The organism is Mesorhizobium sp. M2E.F.Ca.ET.209.01.1.1 (assembly GCF_004010375.2).
Lineage (GTDB): Bacteria > Pseudomonadota > Alphaproteobacteria > Rhizobiales > Rhizobiaceae > Mesorhizobium.
Genome location: NZ_SADP02000035.1, coordinates 22,701 through 40,008, shown reverse-complemented (window position 1 = coordinate 40,008; position 17,308 = coordinate 22,701). Strand labels below are relative to the sequence as shown.

Annotated in this window: 13 protein-coding genes, 1 tRNA gene and 2 rRNA genes (1 of these 16 running past the window's edge); 5 read left to right on the top strand and 11 right to left on the bottom strand. The window is 57.3% G+C overall.

The genetic code is table 11. From position 1 onward, the window contains the following. Together EN852_RS33650 and EN852_RS33645 are read left to right on the top strand one after the other, a co-directional pair. Positions 1-73, top strand: a 73-nt coding sequence (locus tag EN852_RS33650; protein ID WP_135879553.1) for a transposase domain-containing protein, incomplete at its 5' end; no start/stop codon positions are given. 373 nt (positions 74-446) lie between these two features. Continuing rightward, positions 447-1,610: a hypothetical protein gene (locus EN852_RS33645; RefSeq protein ID WP_127880059.1), complete on the top strand. Its 1,164-nt coding sequence runs from the start codon at positions 447-449 to the stop codon at positions 1,608-1,610. Positions 1,611-2,222: 612 nt separating this feature from the next. Here EN852_RS33645 and EN852_RS33635 read toward each other — a convergent pair. The 7 genes from EN852_RS33635 to EN852_RS33605 form a co-directional block, all read right to left on the bottom strand. Continuing rightward, positions 2,223-2,531, bottom strand: coding sequence for a hypothetical protein (locus tag EN852_RS33635; protein ID WP_127880058.1), 309 nt, complete (start codon positions 2,529-2,531; stop codon positions 2,223-2,225). Between the two features lie 304 nt (positions 2,532-2,835). Then, positions 2,836-5,982, bottom strand: coding sequence for a type I restriction endonuclease subunit R (locus tag EN852_RS33630; RefSeq protein WP_246694477.1), 3,147 nt, complete (start codon positions 5,980-5,982; stop codon positions 2,836-2,838). A 349-nt stretch (positions 5,983-6,331) separates the two neighbouring features. Further along, on the bottom strand, positions 6,332-7,393 hold the full coding sequence (locus EN852_RS33625) for a macro domain-containing protein (RefSeq protein ID WP_127880057.1): 1,062 nt from the start codon (positions 7,391-7,393) through the stop codon (positions 6,332-6,334). A 12-nt stretch (positions 7,394-7,405) separates the two neighbouring features. Continuing rightward, on the bottom strand, positions 7,406-8,041 hold the full coding sequence (locus EN852_RS33620; RefSeq protein ID WP_127880056.1) for a DUF4433 domain-containing protein: 636 nt from the start codon (positions 8,039-8,041) through the stop codon (positions 7,406-7,408). A 2-nt stretch (positions 8,042-8,043) separates the two neighbouring features. After that, on the bottom strand, positions 8,044-9,387 hold the full coding sequence (locus tag EN852_RS33615) for a restriction endonuclease subunit S (RefSeq protein ID WP_127880055.1): 1,344 nt from the start codon (positions 9,385-9,387) through the stop codon (positions 8,044-8,046). Next, positions 9,387-11,366, bottom strand: coding sequence for a class I SAM-dependent DNA methyltransferase (locus tag EN852_RS33610; protein ID WP_127880054.1), 1,980 nt, complete (start codon positions 11,364-11,366; stop codon positions 9,387-9,389). The genes EN852_RS33615 and EN852_RS33610 overlap by 1 nt, the downstream gene beginning before the upstream one ends. After that, entirely contained in the window at positions 11,363-11,575 is a 213-nt protein-coding gene (locus tag EN852_RS33605; RefSeq protein ID WP_246694479.1) for a type II toxin-antitoxin system prevent-host-death family antitoxin, read from the bottom strand. The genes EN852_RS33610 and EN852_RS33605 overlap by 4 nt, the downstream gene beginning before the upstream one ends. A gap of 431 nt (positions 11,576-12,006) precedes the next feature. On the opposite strand from EN852_RS33605, the gene EN852_RS33600 reads away from it, so the two are divergent. After that, on the top strand, positions 12,007-12,306 hold the full coding sequence (locus EN852_RS33600) for a hypothetical protein (RefSeq protein WP_127880052.1): 300 nt from the start codon (positions 12,007-12,009) through the stop codon (positions 12,304-12,306). A gap of 270 nt (positions 12,307-12,576) precedes the next feature. Here EN852_RS33600 and EN852_RS33595 read toward each other — a convergent pair whose 3' ends face one another. Continuing rightward, entirely contained in the window at positions 12,577-12,816 is a 240-nt protein-coding gene (locus EN852_RS33595) for a hypothetical protein (RefSeq protein WP_127880051.1), read from the bottom strand. A gap of 392 nt (positions 12,817-13,208) precedes the next feature. On the opposite strand from EN852_RS33595, the gene EN852_RS33590 reads away from it, so the two are divergent. Both EN852_RS33590 and EN852_RS33585 read left to right on the top strand, forming a co-directional pair. Then, positions 13,209-13,532 carry a hypothetical protein gene (locus EN852_RS33590; RefSeq protein WP_127880050.1) on the top strand — a complete coding sequence of 108 codons (324 nt, stop codon included), beginning with the start codon at positions 13,209-13,211 and terminating at the stop codon, positions 13,530-13,532. A gap of 406 nt (positions 13,533-13,938) precedes the next feature. Further along, positions 13,939-14,475, top strand: a complete 537-nt coding sequence (locus EN852_RS33585; RefSeq protein ID WP_127880049.1) for a hypothetical protein — start codon at positions 13,939-13,941, stop codon at positions 14,473-14,475. 278 nt (positions 14,476-14,753) lie between these two features. Here the strand turns inward: EN852_RS33585 and EN852_RS33580 are convergent. The 3 genes from EN852_RS33580 to EN852_RS33570 all read right to left on the bottom strand — a co-directional run. Further along, positions 14,754-14,830, bottom strand: a tRNA-Met gene (locus EN852_RS33580). 200 nt (positions 14,831-15,030) lie between these two features. Further along, positions 15,031-15,145 (bottom strand): 5S ribosomal RNA (gene rrf, locus EN852_RS33575). 283 nt (positions 15,146-15,428) lie between these two features. Further along, a 23S ribosomal RNA gene (locus EN852_RS33570) occupies positions 15,429-17,308 on the bottom strand; it runs 945 nt beyond the window's last position.

Sequence of the window (17,308 nt, the reverse complement as noted above, 5' to 3'; positions counted from 1 at the left end):
GCGCGATGTACTCGTCCGCATGGTCGACGGTCATCCAGTAAACCGGCTCGATGAACTCCTGCCTTGGGCTTAGAAAGTCGAAAATCCTGTCAAGATCTGAGCGACGTGCAACGACCGGACGCTTACCGGTCGTATTTCGTGGCCTTCACTCGATTGCACTAAAGCTCGCTCTGCCACTCGGCAATGCCCGGCCGCCCGCTGCTGCGCGAGGCACTGCGAAAAGTAACAGATGGAGTCTAGAGCGTCCCGTCGATGTTCACCGAGCGCGCTGCCTGAGCTGCAGCAAATCTGCAGTTGCCCGAATGATGCACACGAATTGCTGGCGCGATCCAGGGCACGTTGGAGTTGCCAGATTTGCCGCTAGCGTGCTCTGGCCTGCCTGTCATATCGACACTGCGATGGCGTGCCAAAAGCAGCCTGGCTGAACAAAATGGAGGTAAGCCGCCGTGTGGCAGAAAGACATTCTTGTGTTGCCTGACGATCTGATTGCGTTCGCCTGGTCTGCACCGATGCGGGACTTGGCGGCGAAGCTGGAACTGTCCGACGTCGGGCTGAAGAAGCTGCTGACACGATGTGGCGTTGCATCGCCGCCGCAAGGATATTGGAACAAAGTTCGTGCAGGAAAGAAGGTGCCAGCACTACCGAAGGCGCCACCGCGACGCCCCGGTGAAATGGGCCGAGCAAGTGTCGACGCGCGCTTCAAAAAGGTCCTGTCGATTGCAGCCCCTCTTGCATCTAATGGGCCATTTGCATCCGCTCTGGTTCCCGAAGACCTCGACGAACTTCACGCACAGGAATTGCAAGCGATCGGCAAAGCTTCTGTCCAGCAGACGTTGGACAGGCCCCACAAAGGGCTCTTTCAAATACTCAAGCAGGAGCAGCGCCGCCGCGATAAGAATGCAGAACGCGAGTGGACCTTTGACGAACCCAAGTTCGACAATCCACTAGGCAAGCGACGACTGAGAATCTTCAATGCATTGTTCTTGGCACTCAGCAAGCGGGGCCACGACGGTGGTGCCTACGAGCGCGATGGAGAAATTCACGCAGGAGCAGCCATCGGCGACACGCATGTTGGTTTGGACATTGGAATAGTCGGCAGCCACCGCATCGTGCGTCAGTATGGGTACCTACGGCCGGCGCCAGACCTGCCAGCATCGACCCCGCTTGCGCTGCGGATCGATCCGGGTTTCGACCGCAAGAATACAGTTTCTTGGCAGGACGACGGTGACGCCAAGCTTGAGTCAAAGATCGCTGAGATCGCTGCTGCAATCATCGTGGCAGGTGAAAAAAAGTTTCGCCTTAGCCTGCGGGAAGCCGAGGAGCGTGCAGAGCGGGAGCGGATTGAACAGGAAAAACAGCGTCAGGAACGCCTTGTTCAACTCAACCAAAAGCGCCTGCAAAATCTACGGAACAGCGGAGAGCTGCTACGTCAAGCTGAAGATATTCGAGCGCTTGTGGAGCGCGTCCGTCGCGCGATCGATGGAGGTTTGAATGATATCGATGCCTCGGCACTAGAAGCATGGCAACGTTGGGCACTCTCCGAGGCTGACAGGATCGACCCCGTGCAGTCTGGCCAAATCTTGACGCACCTCAACGAGCCGTCGCTATAGCGCGCCGACGGCCTGTTGACGACGCGCCCGCTCCAGACGAACATCGCAGAGAGGGATATGGAATAGCGAAGTGAAGAGACGGGCGACGCCATGGATCTTCCTCAACTGAATTGGTACCTTAGCATTTTCAGATCGCGAAAATGGCGATCGAAGAACGCAAATATCCTGGTGAGCGTGCGTCTCCTGGCGGAAGAGTATCGCAAGGCGGCAAACCTGCTCCTACAACAAGGCCGACCCCCGCAAACCGTTGACACGCGCGTCGTTCAGAATGTCGGCGATCCATGCGATCGAACTCTATCTGACCGCGCTGTTGCTCCACTGTGGGCAATCCCAATCAAATCCGCAAAATGCAGCACGACCTATCGGCGCAAACAGAAAACGCCTTGGAAGCCGGACTGCGCCTCCGCGCGAAAACCGCCCCGCATCTTCAGTCTCTCAGCCAGAAGCGGGAATATCTCGTTAACCGTTATCGCCCTGAACTGGCGGCAACCGCCTCGCAGATAAACCGCCTTACCGCCACCCTCACGAAGAGGTGGCGCCAAAGGTCACGACATTGATCGCACTGCCACCCAGAACGCCGCGGCAATCAGAGTCTGCTGCGGGTGGCGAGGCTTAAGACCGGGATGCGGCGGCCTCTCTGTCCGCTGCGGTTGCCAATCCAATGACATGATGCACCAGGAATACGTCGATGTAATACGCAACTTCGTCGCGTCGCATCGGCAATTTGTCGGGGGTGATCAGATCCACGAACAGTTGATTGTCGACGTAGTCACCAGCATCCCAGAGGCTTCTGGTCAGCGACTCGTTGTTGGGTTCAATCTGCTCAAGGACAGCCTCGAACGCCGCGTTGGCGGCGTCAATAAGTACAGTACGGTCGGCCCCGGCTACTGGCAGGGACGCAATGACGGCGTGGGAAACCATGACGAGTTTTCCTCTTGAAATGGCTATCTCTTGCCTCAGCATTTTCGACCGCCATGCCGACGCTGGTTCTTGAAATGGTGGCTGGTCGAGGCGCCGCGCTGAACTTATGTTCCGTCCTGGGAGCACCCAAATTTGCCGAAGGTGCATCAAAATTCGAACAGCTACATAGTCCGGTCCACGGGTAACCTGACCAAGTCCACCCCGTGACCGACTAAGGGCCTGGCTGGCTGCTTCCTTCTTAGGAACAGATGCAGTGAAGAATTACGTTCCGGTTTTCAGTGCCGACATCCTGTGGAATTGGCTGTCACGCAGGAGGTGTGGAACGCTCGTAGGTTGCCGAGAAAATCGTGTCTGTGAGCCAGCGCTTGAACTCCGGATTGTCGCTGAACTGCTTGAAAAGTTCAGTATCATCCCTCATCAGTCCCACGATCACGCCGGCCAGCGCCTTGTCATGTTCGATTCGGGCATTCTGCTTGTCCGAGTTCTGTTTCGCGTTCTGGTAGGCGGCATTGGCCGCCACCTTGTCGGGGATCTCAGTGGCGATTAGTCGCCGGATACGGTCTGTGTCGGCCCAAGGAATGTTGCCGAATAGATCGTTGAAGCTACGGATGATGTTCGACAACCGGTCCAGTTCGGGTTCAGGTCGTTGACCGCTCCCCTCCATTGGGGCTGGATTGACCTCGGCGTCGCCATCCGTGAGTTGCAACCGCTGCGCAAGTTGCTTCTCGACCCGGTAGCTGTCCATGTCGATGGCTTCAAGAATCCCTTTGGACAGGTCTTCCTCGCGCGGCGCGGGTAGTTTCGGCAATAGAAAGTTCAGGAAGATCGAGAGCTTTTCCCACTCCGCGTTCGTGTAGGGAAGGATCGAGGCAACGAATGCGTAGGTCCGTGCGAAAGCCTTCGCCTTGCCCTTGAAGTCGACCTGGCCGTCCTCGTCGAGGCCTACGTTGTAGGCGGCCACGCAGGCATCGAGGATCGGATCGAGTTGATCGCGATCAGCACCCGATAGATACAAGCCGACGAGCTCGTCAATTTGAGCGGAATCGTAAACCTGATAACGATCCAAGGTATCTTTAAGATCGTGCAGGCGGTTGGGGTCTGTCTCGTCGCTGAGAATCGTGGTTCGATAGAAAGTGTCGAACGACGCCCGGATGGTTTCGGTATCGTTCAGAAAATCCAACACGAACGCGTCGTACTTTTGCGGGTGTGCGCGGTTCAATCGGGATAGCGTTTGCACCGCCTTGATGCCCGACAGGGCCTTGTCCACATACATCGAATGCAACAACGGCTGGTCGTAGCCGGTCTGGAACTTGTCGGCGCAAATCAGGAAGCGATACGGATCGGCTTCAAAGAGGTCGGCGATATCCCTCGAGGGAAACCCATTGAGGCTCGCTTCGTTGACTTTTGCGCCCCGGAACTCATGATCCCCCGAGAAGGCGACGATCGCGCGATAGGGACTCTTGCGCTCGACCAGATAGGCACTCAGTGCTTGATAATACTGAATCGCGCGTTCGATGCCGGAAGTCACCACCATTGCTCGCGCCTGGCCGCCGATCTTGTTTAGCGCGAGCACCTGCTCATGAAAGTGATCGACCATGATCTCGGCCTTCAGCCTGATCGCATGGTCGTTACTCTCGACATAGCGGCGTAGTTTCTTGGTTGCGCGCTTCGTGTCGAACTCCGGATCGGCGTCGACCGTCTTGACCAACCGATAATAGCTGTTGACTGGCGTGTAATAGCGAAGCACGTCCAGGATGAAGCCCTCCTGGATTGCTTGTTTCATCGTGTAGCTGTGGAAGGGGCGGTGCTTGACGGCGTTGCCTTCGGGGAACGGTTCGCCGAAGATCTCCAGCGTTTTGTTCTTCGGCGTGGCCGTGAAGGCGAAATAGCTGGCGTTGGGCAGCATCTTCCGCCGCTCCATGATAGCGTTGATCTTGTCTTCAATCGTCTCATCCTCGTCACCGTCCTCCGCACCGGTTAGAGCAGCATTGAGCGCGGCAGACGCTTTGCCGCCTTGGCTGGAATGAGCTTCGTCAATGATTATCGCAAAGCGGCGATCCTTATGAAGCGCGCCGATGTCGTCGAGGATGAGCGGGAATTTCTGAACCGTTGTGATGATGATCTTCTTGCCGTCGGTAATGAACCGACGAAGGTCGCCCGACCTCTCGGCATGGCCGACCGTCGCCCCGACCTGGACAAACTGCTTGATGGTGTCGCGGATTTGTTGATCGAGAATGCGCCGGTCGGTCACCACGATCACGGAGTCGAAGACTTGCCCGCTGGCATCCGCTAGCCGAACGAGTTGGTGCGCCAGCCAGGCGATAGAGTTCGATTTGCCCGATCCAGCCGAATGCTGTATGAGCACCCGCCGACCAGCGCCGTTCGCCTTCGCATCCGCCAGGAGCCTGCGCACCACATCCAGCTGATGGAACCGCGGGAAAAGCTGATCGCGCTTCGTGCGATTGGTCTTCGGGTCCTTGCGCTCAACGATCTGGGCGTAGTTCTCGATGATGTCCGCCAGACCGCTCGGCGTCAGGATATCCTTCCAGAGATAGTCGGTCTTCAGGCCGGCAGGGTTCGGCGGGTTACCGGCGCCATCGTTCCAGCCCTTGTTGAAAGGCAGGAACCACGACGCCTTGCCCTTGAGCTGAGTGCAGAACTTCACCTGCGCGTCGTCCACGGCGAAATGGACGATGCAGCGGCCGAACTCGAACAGTTTCTCACGCGGATCGCGGTCGCGCTTGTATTGCTCGACCGCATCCTCAACAGTCTGCTTCGTCAGGCTGTTCTTCAATTCAAAGGTTGCGATCGGCAAGCCGTTGATGAAAAGCGCGATATCGAGCGCGTGGGCCGTGTCGTCGCGGCTGTAGCGAAGCTGGCGGGTGACGGAGAATCGGTTTAGCGCAAACCGTTCGGCGGCCTTGATGTTGCCGGGGGACGGCGTGCCATAGAAAATGTTAACGTCATGCGCGCCATGCTTAACACCGTTGCGCAGAACGTCGATGACGCCGCGCTTGCCGATTTCGCCTTGCAGTCGAGCCAGGAATTTCTGGCGCGCGAGGCTATCGCCATCAAGATCAAGAGCCGCGACAAGCGCAGGCTGGGTCGCGGCGATGAAGGTTCGCAACTGCACCAGGTCAATGGTCCACGCTTTGTCGTATTCTTTGGCCTCGCCAAGGATCCATGCTCGCTCTGTCAACTCACGAACGACAATATCCTCGAGCCCTCGCTCGCTGACGTCTGCCTTCCCTGCTGAAGCAGCGAGTTCAGCCCGGAGAACCGGGATGTCCTCGAAGAAAGTGGCCACGTTCTGGTCACCTGATGAGACGCCAGCCAATAGCCTCTCGGCGCCACCCTTGGGCATTCTCAGCCGAACCCGGATACTGTTGATAGGCGACACTGATATAATACTGACTTCAGCGATCCGCACGCCCGCGTAGGCAGCGGCCATCGATACAAATCTTGTTCGCTGGCCGTCCGTCATGTCGTCAGGCTGCAGAGCCAAGATAAGGTCGATGAGAACCCTCTGTTCCGGGGATGCCGGAAGTTGGGATGGGACTTTCAACGCGCATGGATCGAGTTTATACGCATGAAGGACCGCCTCGCCCCAGCCCTCATTGTCGGCCCGCTGATGGCAGTTCGCACACAATGCGACCAAGTTTCCGGCGCTGTGGTCCTTGCTCTTGTTCCAGGCACGAATATGCGCTCTTTCAAGTGGCGTCGGCTCGCAACAGACGGCGCACCTGTGCCGTGCCTCGATCAACACCTGACGTTGAATTGCAATCGGGATTGCCGGGCGATTAGGCAAGCAAAACGCCCTCGTCATGTGTGCGCTTATCTAGCCATCCCTTAAATTGAAGGGTCTTGTAGGCGATGCCGATCTGGCGCGGCGAGAAACGCTTCTTGCGCTCATTCCAGGCATAGATCCTGGCTGCCGCCTCCTCTGCGCTCGTCGCGTTCTCCTGGGCGGCTACCCAATGGACGGTTGCAAGCAATTCAAGACCGAACGGCGTTTCGAAGCCCTCAACCAGATTGCCGACGCGATCGAAGCGCGCCACCGTCTGGCCCTTGTCGGCTAGGAAATCCTCGGCATCGCTCACCGCGCCAGGAACGAGTTCGATCTGCTTGTCCGGCGCATCTCCGCCATCGGCATATCCCGCCACAAGGTGGCCCTCGACCGCGCGCAGGACGTGGCGCAGGTTCTCGGCATAGGGACCGTAGGGCGCCTTGGCATATTGCAGGCGTAGCGGCTCGCCAGCCTCCTGCATGAAGTACATGAGCTTATGTACTTCCAGCAGCGTCACGAACGGGTCCATCAGCCCGCCAAGATAGCGATGCATGAGCACAACGAGCGCGGCGCGGCCTGGCGTCATGTTGGGGACCTCGCGCGATTTAGTGGCGACCGGTGCACTGTTCGGCTCATAGATGATGACTTGCAGATCGTTAATACCGCGCAGGGCTTCGACGATGCGCGGGCGCACATCGGCCCAATTGAGCCCGCCAAGCCCGCTGCCAAGCGGCGGAATCGCGATCGAACTAATGCCGAGGCTGCGGATATCGTGGACCAGCGCCTTCAAGCCGGAGTCGATGTCTTCCATCCGACTCTTGCCGCGCCAGTGGCGTTTGGTTGGAAAGTTGATGATGAACTTCGGATTGGTGAGGGCTCCGGTTTCGAAAACGAACATCTTGCCCGGCTGCACGTCCTCGCGCTCGCAGGCGGCTTCGTAAGCCTTGAAATTCTCCGGGAAGTCGTTCTTGAACTGAAGGGCAATGCCGCGGCCCATGATGCCGACGCAGTTCACCGTGTTGACGAGCGCTTCCACGTCCGCCTGAAGGATGTCACCTGTCTTGAATTCGATCATCGCCACCCTCCCTTAATAATACCAATCTTGTTTTACTTTCACCTGTGGCCGATGGGCAGACTTGCCGAAGGCAGAAACGGCTCGAGCGCCAACTTTCTCAGAGTATACGCCAATCCCCTTGACCAACTCCCAAGGAAAGCTCTTGTGCACTAAGAACTCCGCCATCTTGTGATCACGGCATGACATCCATTGTCTCGTGCCAATTGCATCCCAGTTCAGCTTGTTAAGGTTGGCTAGTTCATTGTAAAAATCTGCCGCCCGGTTGGCGGCATTGATATCCGTGAATGCCCAGCGCCGCCCTTTGGCTTCCGCCCAATCTGCCACTTCACGCATGTCTGCGACAAGATGAACGACAGGGGCCTGACCATCCTTGTAGGCGACATTCGGGTGGTTGCGCTTCGAAATAACGTAGAGCATGACCGATCGGGGGCAGAGATAGAACGGGACATAATCACCCACGCAGGTTCCGGTATGGCAGTCGACGGGCAAGCGCAATCGATCCGCCTTGATCTCATTGTTGCCGATTACGGCAGCACCGCCTCTCTTTACCATCACCGCATCCGACCACAGGCACCCGTCGGCGACAATCGAGGCGAGATTGTCTACATGGACGATGTGGTAGATTTTTGGGTTAGCGGGAACGGCCATGGTCAGGCAGCAACCTCCTCGCCCTCCATCTCGGCATGCTCGCCGTCGAAGCCGTCGTCCTCGCCGACATCCTCGATTGGCTCAGCGTCAGGGACCTCGGACATGGTGGCGGCCATCGCGCGCACATCTAGCTTGCCCGTGACGACATCGGCAATCAGCCGCGCGCGAAACTCCTGGATACGTCCGATCTCTAGGCTGATGGTAGTGATTGCTTGATTCAAATCACGCGAGCTGTCTTCGATACCCTTCACTATGTTGCTCTGCTCCAGGCGAGGTGGGACGGCAACAACAATGTCAAACAAATCTTTGCGGTCAACGCCTGGAACAGCTGCCTTACTAGAATGATCCTGCTTCGAAATCGTTCTGAGTATGTAAAAGCACCACCATGGTAGATTACCGCAAAAGTCAGTCACAAAAAGCGAAGTGTTATGCGGCCAGAAATCGTGTTCGATATAGAACACTGCGTCTGTTGAACCGTAGCGGCCCATTACTACGCCCGGTCCTTTAACTCGGGCGTCGACGTGATAGTCGATTATGCCACCCGATGACACAACCGGGTGCGGCCCGGGAATTCGCCTGTCTGCGGGAAGATCGAAGCCGCGTTGCAGCCGCATCGCCCACTTCAGCCGCTTGACTTCCCACCCCTCGGGCACGTCGCCGAGCCAGGGGATGCCGGAGGGCTTGAAGCGGATGTTGGTATCATGGCCGCGGGTGACGGCACGGTGGATGATGGCCTGCCTCTGCTCGTTCAGAAGCGCGATGATCTTCTTCTTGGCGCGGATCAGCTTCGCGGTCTGCGCGCCATGCCAATCCAGGAGCCGCACGATCAGTCGCTGCTCATCGAGGGGTGGTTGCACCAAGGGTATGTTGAGAAAATCAGGCGGATAGAGCCTTAGCCGCGAAGTAGTTACGCCTCGCGAACTGCGCAGATACTCAGCGCGGTAGACTTCGGTGCGAAGCAGATAGTCGAGAAACTTGGGCTCAAACCTGCCGGAAGCTCTTGGGCGATAAATGCCGTATGCCGGGCTGACAATGCCGACGTGGCGACTTACCCCGATAGCCGCCATCCATGCCCACATCGTATTCACAACGATATCGCCGGGCCGACAGACTTTGTGTCCCTCGTAGCTCTCGGCCATGAACATGGTGATGTTCTTCTGGCTGCGGGGAGTAACGCCTGTCTTGTGGGACACGGACAGAAGTTCTTCGCCGCCGGCCTCCGAGCGGTCATCAGCTTCCTTGAATGAATACTTGGCTCTGTGAATCTCCCAGCCCTGAGGCAAAGCAGGAAGCCATTCGATTCCGCTCGGCCTCATCTCGGGATATGGGCTTAAGGCCCCAATCATCACTCCGCTCCGACAATATCGGCCATCAAGCCCTCGGTCTCGCGCTCTAGCGCAAGGATATCGGCGCGGATGGCCTCTAAGGGGCGCAACGGCTGCGGTTTGTAGAAATAGCGCGTGAAGCTGATCTCGTAGCCAATGATGGTCTTGGCCTCGTCGATCCAGGCGTCGGGGGCATACGGCAGCACCTCGCGGCGGATGAAGGCTTCGATGCCACCCGGCTCCTTCAACGGCACCGACTCGGTGTCACGCAACTCACTGTTGGGCTCGTATTCCACTACGCAGCGCTTGCCCTCGATCGCCAGCGGGAACAGCCCACGCAGCGGATCGGCTTCAACTTTGTGTGGCTTATGAATGCGGCGGATGACGGGCGCACCGTCCTCGGCGATCCGGCCTTCGTCCTTCAGCGCCTTAATTTCCTTCGGCGCATAGGCGCGCGTGAGATCGATGCCCCGCGCGCGCAAGGGCCGCTCGACGGTCACTTTCGAATAGCCGAACTCTGCATTGTCGAAGATGCGAGATTGCTCGGTATCCTCGAATGCCGTGAAGGCTTGCAGGATGCGCTCGATATCGGCGTCGGCCAGTTCACAGTTCTTCTTGCCGAGGTTCTTGCGCAACGGCCGGAACCACGCCGTCGCGTCGATCAGTTGGACCTTGCCGCGGCGGTGACCGGGCTTGCGGTTCGACAGCACCCAGACGTAGGTGGCGATGCCGGTGTTGTAGAATATGTTAAGCGGCAGGGCGACGATGGCTTCGAGCCAGTCGTTTTCAATGATCCAGCGCCGCACATTGCTTTCGCCAGAGCCCGCATCGCCGGTGAACAGCGAGGAGCCGTTGTGTACCTCGGCGATGCGCGAGCCGAGCGGTGTGTTGTGCTTCATCTTGGACAGCATGTTCGCTAGGAACAGCATCTGCCCGTCGCTGGAGCGCGTGACGAGGCTGTATTCGGCATCGCCTGCGTGTTCGATCACGAAGCGCGGATCGCGCATGCCGGACTTGCCGCCCATGCGTTCCTGATCGGATTTCCAGCTCTTGCCGTAAGGCGGGTTCGAGAGCATGAAGTCGAATTCTTTCGACGGGAAGGCGTCATTCGCCAGCGTCGACCATTCCGGCCCGCCGACGATGTTGTCGGCCTCGTCGCCTTCGCCCTTGAGCAGCAGATCGGCCTTGGCGATTGCGTACGTCTCGGCATTGATTTCCTGCCCGAAGAGGTGGGTGGAGACCTGCTTGCCATGCTGCTGGGCAAGTTCATTCAACGTTTCCTCGGCGACCGTCAGCATGCCGCCGGTGCCGCAGGCGCCGTCATACAGAAGATACGTGCCGGATTGAATCTGATCGGCGATCGGCACGAAGATCAGCTTCGCCATGAGTTTCACGGCGTCCCGAGGCGTCCAGTGCTGACCTGCCTCCTCGTTGTTGTCCTCGTTGAATTTGCGGACCAGTTCTTCGAACATCGTCCCTACAGCATGGTTGTCAAGGCCGGGATGCTTCACCGAGCCGTCGCCGTTCAGCATCGGCTTCGGGCCCAAGTTGATCGAGCTATCCAGGAACTTCTCGATCAGCGTACCGAGCACATCGGCCTTCGACAGCTTTGGGATTTGATTTCGGAATTCGAAGTTATCGAGGATCTCCTGCACGTTTGGCGAGAAACCATCCAGGAAGGCTTCGAAATCAGCCTTCAGCTGGGACTGCGACGAGCGATTGCGCAGGTCGCGCAGATTGAAGCGCGAAGTGTTGTAGAAGGCCTGTCCCGCCGCCTGGCGAAGGGCTGCGTCCTGATTGGTGATGCCCGCTTTGTCGAGATTGTCCTTCATCGACAGCACTGCTGGCTTTGTCGGCTCCAGTACTGCATCGAGCCGGCGAAGAACCATCATCGGCAGGATGACATCGCGGTACTTGCCGCGGACATAGAGATCACGCAGCGCCTCATCGGCAATGCCCCATATGAAGTTCGTGATCCAATTGAGATCGCCGTTGGTCATGCCTGCTTCATACCTTTGCGCCCCTCGGCCACTTCCGCGCTCCGACTGGCAGAGGATGCCACGCTGGCAGCGCTATGGCACAATCGCTCATACGCCTCAACGGCTATCACCACGACGACCGGACGCCCGTGCTTTTCGACGGTAACTGGCTCCATTCGCGCAAGATCGATGAGACGGCCAAAGCCGTGTTTCGCATCCTTGGCCGACATTGTTTGCATGGCATGACCTCTGTCGAATCAACGCCATTTTGGCCATTTTGGCCATTTTGCAAAGGCCGCTCTGCAACCGCGTTCACCACTGATGCGCAAAAAGTCCAGTATGCGGTCGGACGGCGTTCGGTGAATCTAGCACGTGGTGCAAGATGCCAGCCGGCAATCTTGTTTCAATGCTCCTGCGCAGGAGCGTAATAAAATGGTGGCTACGCCGGTCGATAGTATTTGGACCTCAAAGGACATCGTCACCGCGGTCGTTGCCACCGGCCTGGTGACGGCGGCCGCCTCCTGGTGTGTCGATCTGATCAAGACTTGGTGGAGCAAAAGGAACATCGCACGGTATCTCGCGATGCGCTGCGCCACAGAGCTGGAGCGGTACGCGGTCGATTGCTGGCATGTAATTCATTATGGGGCATGGCGAGTTTCAGGTGCACCAAGACATCACCGGCGGTTCCCTGCCACCGGCTCCTGACTTCCCGAATGACGTGGATTGGAAGGCCTTGACGCCCCAACTCGCCAACGACGTGCTGTCCTTCTCCAACATCACCAAGATTTCCGAATCTCTCGCCAACTATGCGCATGTGTGGGAACGAAACTCGTTCGATTACCATGGGACTGCGAAAGAGCGCGGGCTAGAAGCGCTGAAACTCGCCGGCCGGCTACGCAGTGCCTACGATCTGCGGTCGCCCGGCGGCCTCGATCGGGCATGGAAGGAGCTTCAAGAATGACAGTGGAGCAAAGATGATGGCGGTGGCGCTAAACATTCTTGGGCTAGTCTTTTCACTTATCGGCGTTGTTATACTTTTCGCCCTACAAAGTCCGGACCGGAGGCGTCACCCATCTCATCACTCATGAGATCGATGCGGCTGAGGTGGAGCTAGAAGAGCGCTACCAAAAGTACGCCCGAGGTGGCTTGATCGTCATCGTCCTGGGCACTGCGTTTCAAGTCGCTGGCAACATCGTTTGATTGCTTCCGAGCGCGCTAAAGCGAAGCGTCCTCATTGCGGCGGCAATCCATCTGATCTGAAAACTGCGACCAACGGTTTGCCGTCGACACGTCCTTTGCAGTTCAATGTCATCGGGCCTTTGTATGGATTGTTGAAGGTGCATTTGCCAGATGCAGACGCTTCACTCGGAGCTACACCCTGGATCCCGAGATTCAGGTGAATACGCTGTATCGCGATGGCATCGGTGTCGGGAGTGGGATTGGGCAAATCGGTGCCGACAATCGTCAGCACTGCATCATTCCTCAGGGTAAAATGGAATAGGACGCGCCCACCGCTCATGTTGTTGCTTGAAAGGATCGGGCGGCAATAGGGCGACATGTCTTTGCCCAGCGCGACCAGCTTAAGACAATTTCCGTTCAATGTTAGGAAGGAGCCAACACATCCTCAGAGGCGCAAGCACCTCCCAGGGTCCAGGCCGCAAAAATGAGCGTTGTCGCGCAGAAGGCGCCCGCAGTCTTGATAGTGTTCAAGATGCCCTCCCCAAGGCAATCGGACGGTCTGCTCTGTAGAGGCAAGTGTCAAGCACTTGCCCGTGGGTCGCCCGCTGCAATTCCCCACGGTATTATGATAAGCGGAAGTGAAGTATTCACAAAACACTCTTCTACGAAATTCAGGAGACGGAAATGGACATGGAAGGGTTTGCGAAGCGGGTCAGCGACACCATCACGGTAGCACGGATCGGCGTCGCCGGCGCCATCGCCGCCGCGGTGATTGCTGCCTGGATAAGTTACCTTTCAGCAAACAAGACGTTCGACGCGAGTATGGTCACGGTCGGTGTCGGCATCCTCTCTCAAGAACCCGACGGGATGTCATCTGCAGCGACCCGGCAGTGGGCTACCGATTTGGTCGAAAAGCACTCTGGGCTACCGTTCAGCCCGGAGGCGAAAGAGGCGCTGAAAGCGCATTCGCTTGGAGGTGCCAAGAACCCCATCAGTCCCACGAAATGATCGGAGGCCCAAACGAAATGTCTTCAACTATTCGGGCTCACGCCAGAGCGTCAAGGGCTGCGCCGACAGGATTTCCGCAGGCGCGGCCAATGCAACCGCGTCACCGACCGAACGATTCTTCGATCGCATATTTTAGACTTCATGGAACCGACCCTGCCACGATCGGCGAGACGTCGCTCGGTCGATCTGAGACAACTCGCTGATGGGGCAAGTCACTCAATTTTTCCAGCCACCGCTCTATTGGCAGCAGTTCGAGGATCTGAACCCAATCGGTTGTTGAAGTCGTGTATGGTGTTGCGAAGGTGGACAAAATCGGTCGCCCCGGCCAGGCACAGGACGGGGTCGACGTTTACGCCGCCAGGAGTCGGGCTGGTCAGTCGGGGTTCAATGCAAGCGACTTGACGACTTGGACCAAAACAACCAACCGCTGCCTGGCGGCCCGATTGACAGGAAGCTGCTGCGATCGGAAGCGGACAAGGCGCTTTTCTTCGCTCCAAAACTTGACGTCTGGATCTTAGCGACGACCGCCAAGCGCGATGCGAAGATACAGCGCCAAGCTCGGCTCCTCGACGCAGAACATCGGCTGGCTGGCCGCTTCCAAGTGCTGCTCTGGTTTTGGGACGACTACGTCACCTGGCTCAACGCCTATTCCGATCTGCAGAGACAGTACTACGATCAGATAGGCATCCGGAACGCGCGCGATCAGGACCGCCTGATCCTCGAAACGATCGCCACCGCTTTTCATCGCCCGGCGTTCACCGATCCGCTGGGGCAGGAGCACTTCGACGACTTCCTGCAAGCCTTGAAGGACACGCAGGCCGCTCTTCGAACGGGGGAACTCGTGGACCGCCAGAGTCGCCATGTAATCCGCAAGGCCGTTGGCGGTTGGCGCTACCTCGATGACCCTGCTTGGAAAGCGGGCCTGAAGGACCTGGGACGATGAATTAACGGAGCTCCGAGGATTATTGGTCAACGGGATCAAGGACGGCCGCCTAGAACAGCGACGCGGATATCTCGTTATGCGGGTTCGTGGCTTGGGCCTTGATCTCGAGCGTCGCCGCAGCGAGTGCCTCGATCGACTTAACGACCTGTTGGGTTCGCGCCGCTCTGTCGCCAATTTGATGGGTCCGGCTGATCATCAACGACAACGATTGCCTGCCTGACCGACAAAAAGCCGCCCCGATTGATCAAACCGGGACGGTAATTGATTTATGATAAAATTGGTTGCGGGGACAGGATTTGAACCTGTGACCTTCAGGTTATGAGCCTGACGAGCTACCGGGCTGCTCCACCCCGCGTCACCTACGAGCAAGCGTTTGCTTGCGACTACGAGCAAGCGTTTGCTTGCGTTCTTGGACGTAAGCGCAAGCCTACGGATAGGCTGGCTTACAGATAGGCAGATGGCGCACCAAATGAAAGGGCCGCTTTCGCGGCCCGTGGTCCCGTTGGCGGGCCTTTATCGTAGAGAGAAGATGAGGGTTGAACATGCGTTTAGCAGACCTGGCAGCGACCTACTCTCCCGCGTCTTGAGACGAAGTACCATCAGCGCTGGAGCGTTTCACGGCCGAGTTCGGAATGGGATCGGGTGCAGCCGCTCCGCCATAACCACCAGGTCGGCAAAACGCATGTTCAATCGAGAAGCTTTTTGAGCGAATAGCCAATAGTGAGTAGCCAATAGGGAACCCTATTTGCTGCTTCTTTAGGCTGTTCGCTGGTCCTTGTTGTGCCCTGGATGTTCATTTCAGCCTGGCGCCTTTCGAAGCGAAGCTTCGCAAGGTCGACCGACCGTCGGCGCTGTTGCGCCGCACCCACGTAGCGCCGCCCGTGAGGGAACAAGCGTGAGTGAGAGTGGCGACAATCCTTCGGATTGCGCCTTGATGGATACAAGTAATGAGAACGATCAAGCCTATCGAACTATTAGTACCGGTAAGCTTCAAGCGTTGCCGCTCTTCCACACCCGGCCTATCAACGTGGTCGTCTTCCACGGTTCTCAGGGAATACTCGTTTCAAGGTGGGTTTCCCGCTTAGATGCCTTCAGCGGTTATCCCGTCCGGATATAGCTACCCTGCGATGCGGCTGGCGCCACAACAGGTCCACCAGAGATCCGTCCATCCCGGTCCTCTCGTACTAGGGACAGATCCTTTCAATATTCCTACACCCACGGCAGATAGGGACCGAACTGTCTCACGACGTTCTGAACCCAACTCACGTACCGCTTTAAATGGCGAACAGCCATACCCTTGGGACCTGCTCCAGCCCCAGGATGCGATGAGTCGACATCGAGGTGCCAAACAACCCCGTCGATATGGACTCTTGGGGGTCATCAGCCTGTTATCCCCGGCGTACCTTTTATCCGTTGAGCGATGGCCCTTCCACGCGGGACCACCGGATCACTATGACCGACTTTCGTCTCTGCTCGACTTGTCAGTCTCGCAGTCAGGCAGGCTTATGCCATTGCACTCAGCGAACGATTTCCGACCGTTCTGAGCCCACCATCGCGCGCCTCCGTTACTCTTTAGGAGGCGACCGCCCCAGTCAAACTACCCACCATACATTGTCCCGGACCCGGATAACGGGCCGCGGTTAGACATCCATAGTAATAAGGGTGGTATTTCAAGGGTGGCTCCACCTGAGCTGGCGCCCAGGCTTCAAAGCCTACCACCTATCCTACACATGCCACTACGAATGCCAATGTAAAGCTATAGTAAAGGTGCACGGGGTCTTTCCGTCTAACCGCAGGAACCCCGCATCTTCACGGGGAATTCAATTTCACTGAGTCTATGCTGGAGACAGCGGGGAAGTCGTTACGCCATTCGTGCAGGTCGGAACTTACCCGACAAGGAATTTCGCTACCTTAGGACCGTTATAGTTACGGCCGCCGTTTACTGGGGCTTCGATTCAGAGCTTGCACCCCTCCTCTTAACCTTCCAGCACCGGGCAGGCGTCAGACCCTATACGTCGCCTTGCGGCTTCGCAGAGCCCTGTGTTTTTGATAAACAGTCGCTACCCCCTGGTCTGTGCCACCCTCCCCTGCTTGCGCAGAAAAGGGTCACGCTTCTTCCGAAGTTACGCGTGCAATTTGCCGAGTTCCTTCAGCATAGTTCTCTCAAGCGCCTTGGTATACTCTACCTGACCACCAGTGTCGGTTTCGGGTACGGTCTATAAGGAGGAGCTATTTCCTGGAACCACTCCGCTGCCCGTTCAATCCGATAAGATTGGACAACTTGTGTGATCCGTCACTACCTCCAGGCCCACGAATATTAACGTGGTTCCCATCGACTACGCGTTTCCGCCTCGTCTTAGGGGCCGGCTAACCCTGCTCAGATTAACTTTAAGCAGGAACCCTTGGTCTTTCGGCGGGGGAGTCTCTCACTCCCCTTACGTTACTCATGTCAGCATTCGCACTTCTGATACCTCCACCGCCCCTCACGGGTACGGCTTCATCAGCTTACAGAACGCTCCGCTACCGCTCGTGATTGCTCACGAACCCTAAGCTTCGGTGTATGGCTTTAGCCCCGTTACATTTTCGGCGCAAAGACCCTTATTTAGACCAGTGAGCTGTTACGCTTTCTTTAAATGATGGCTGCTTCTAAGCCAACATCCTGGTTGTTTTGGGATCCTCACATCCTTTCCCACTTAGCCATAACTTGGGGACCTTAGCTGTAGGTCAGGGTTGTTTCCCTTTTCACGACGGACGTTAGCACCCGCCGTGTGTCTGCCGACTAGTACTCCCAGGTATTCGGAGTTTGGTTAGGTTTGGTAATCCGGTGAGGACC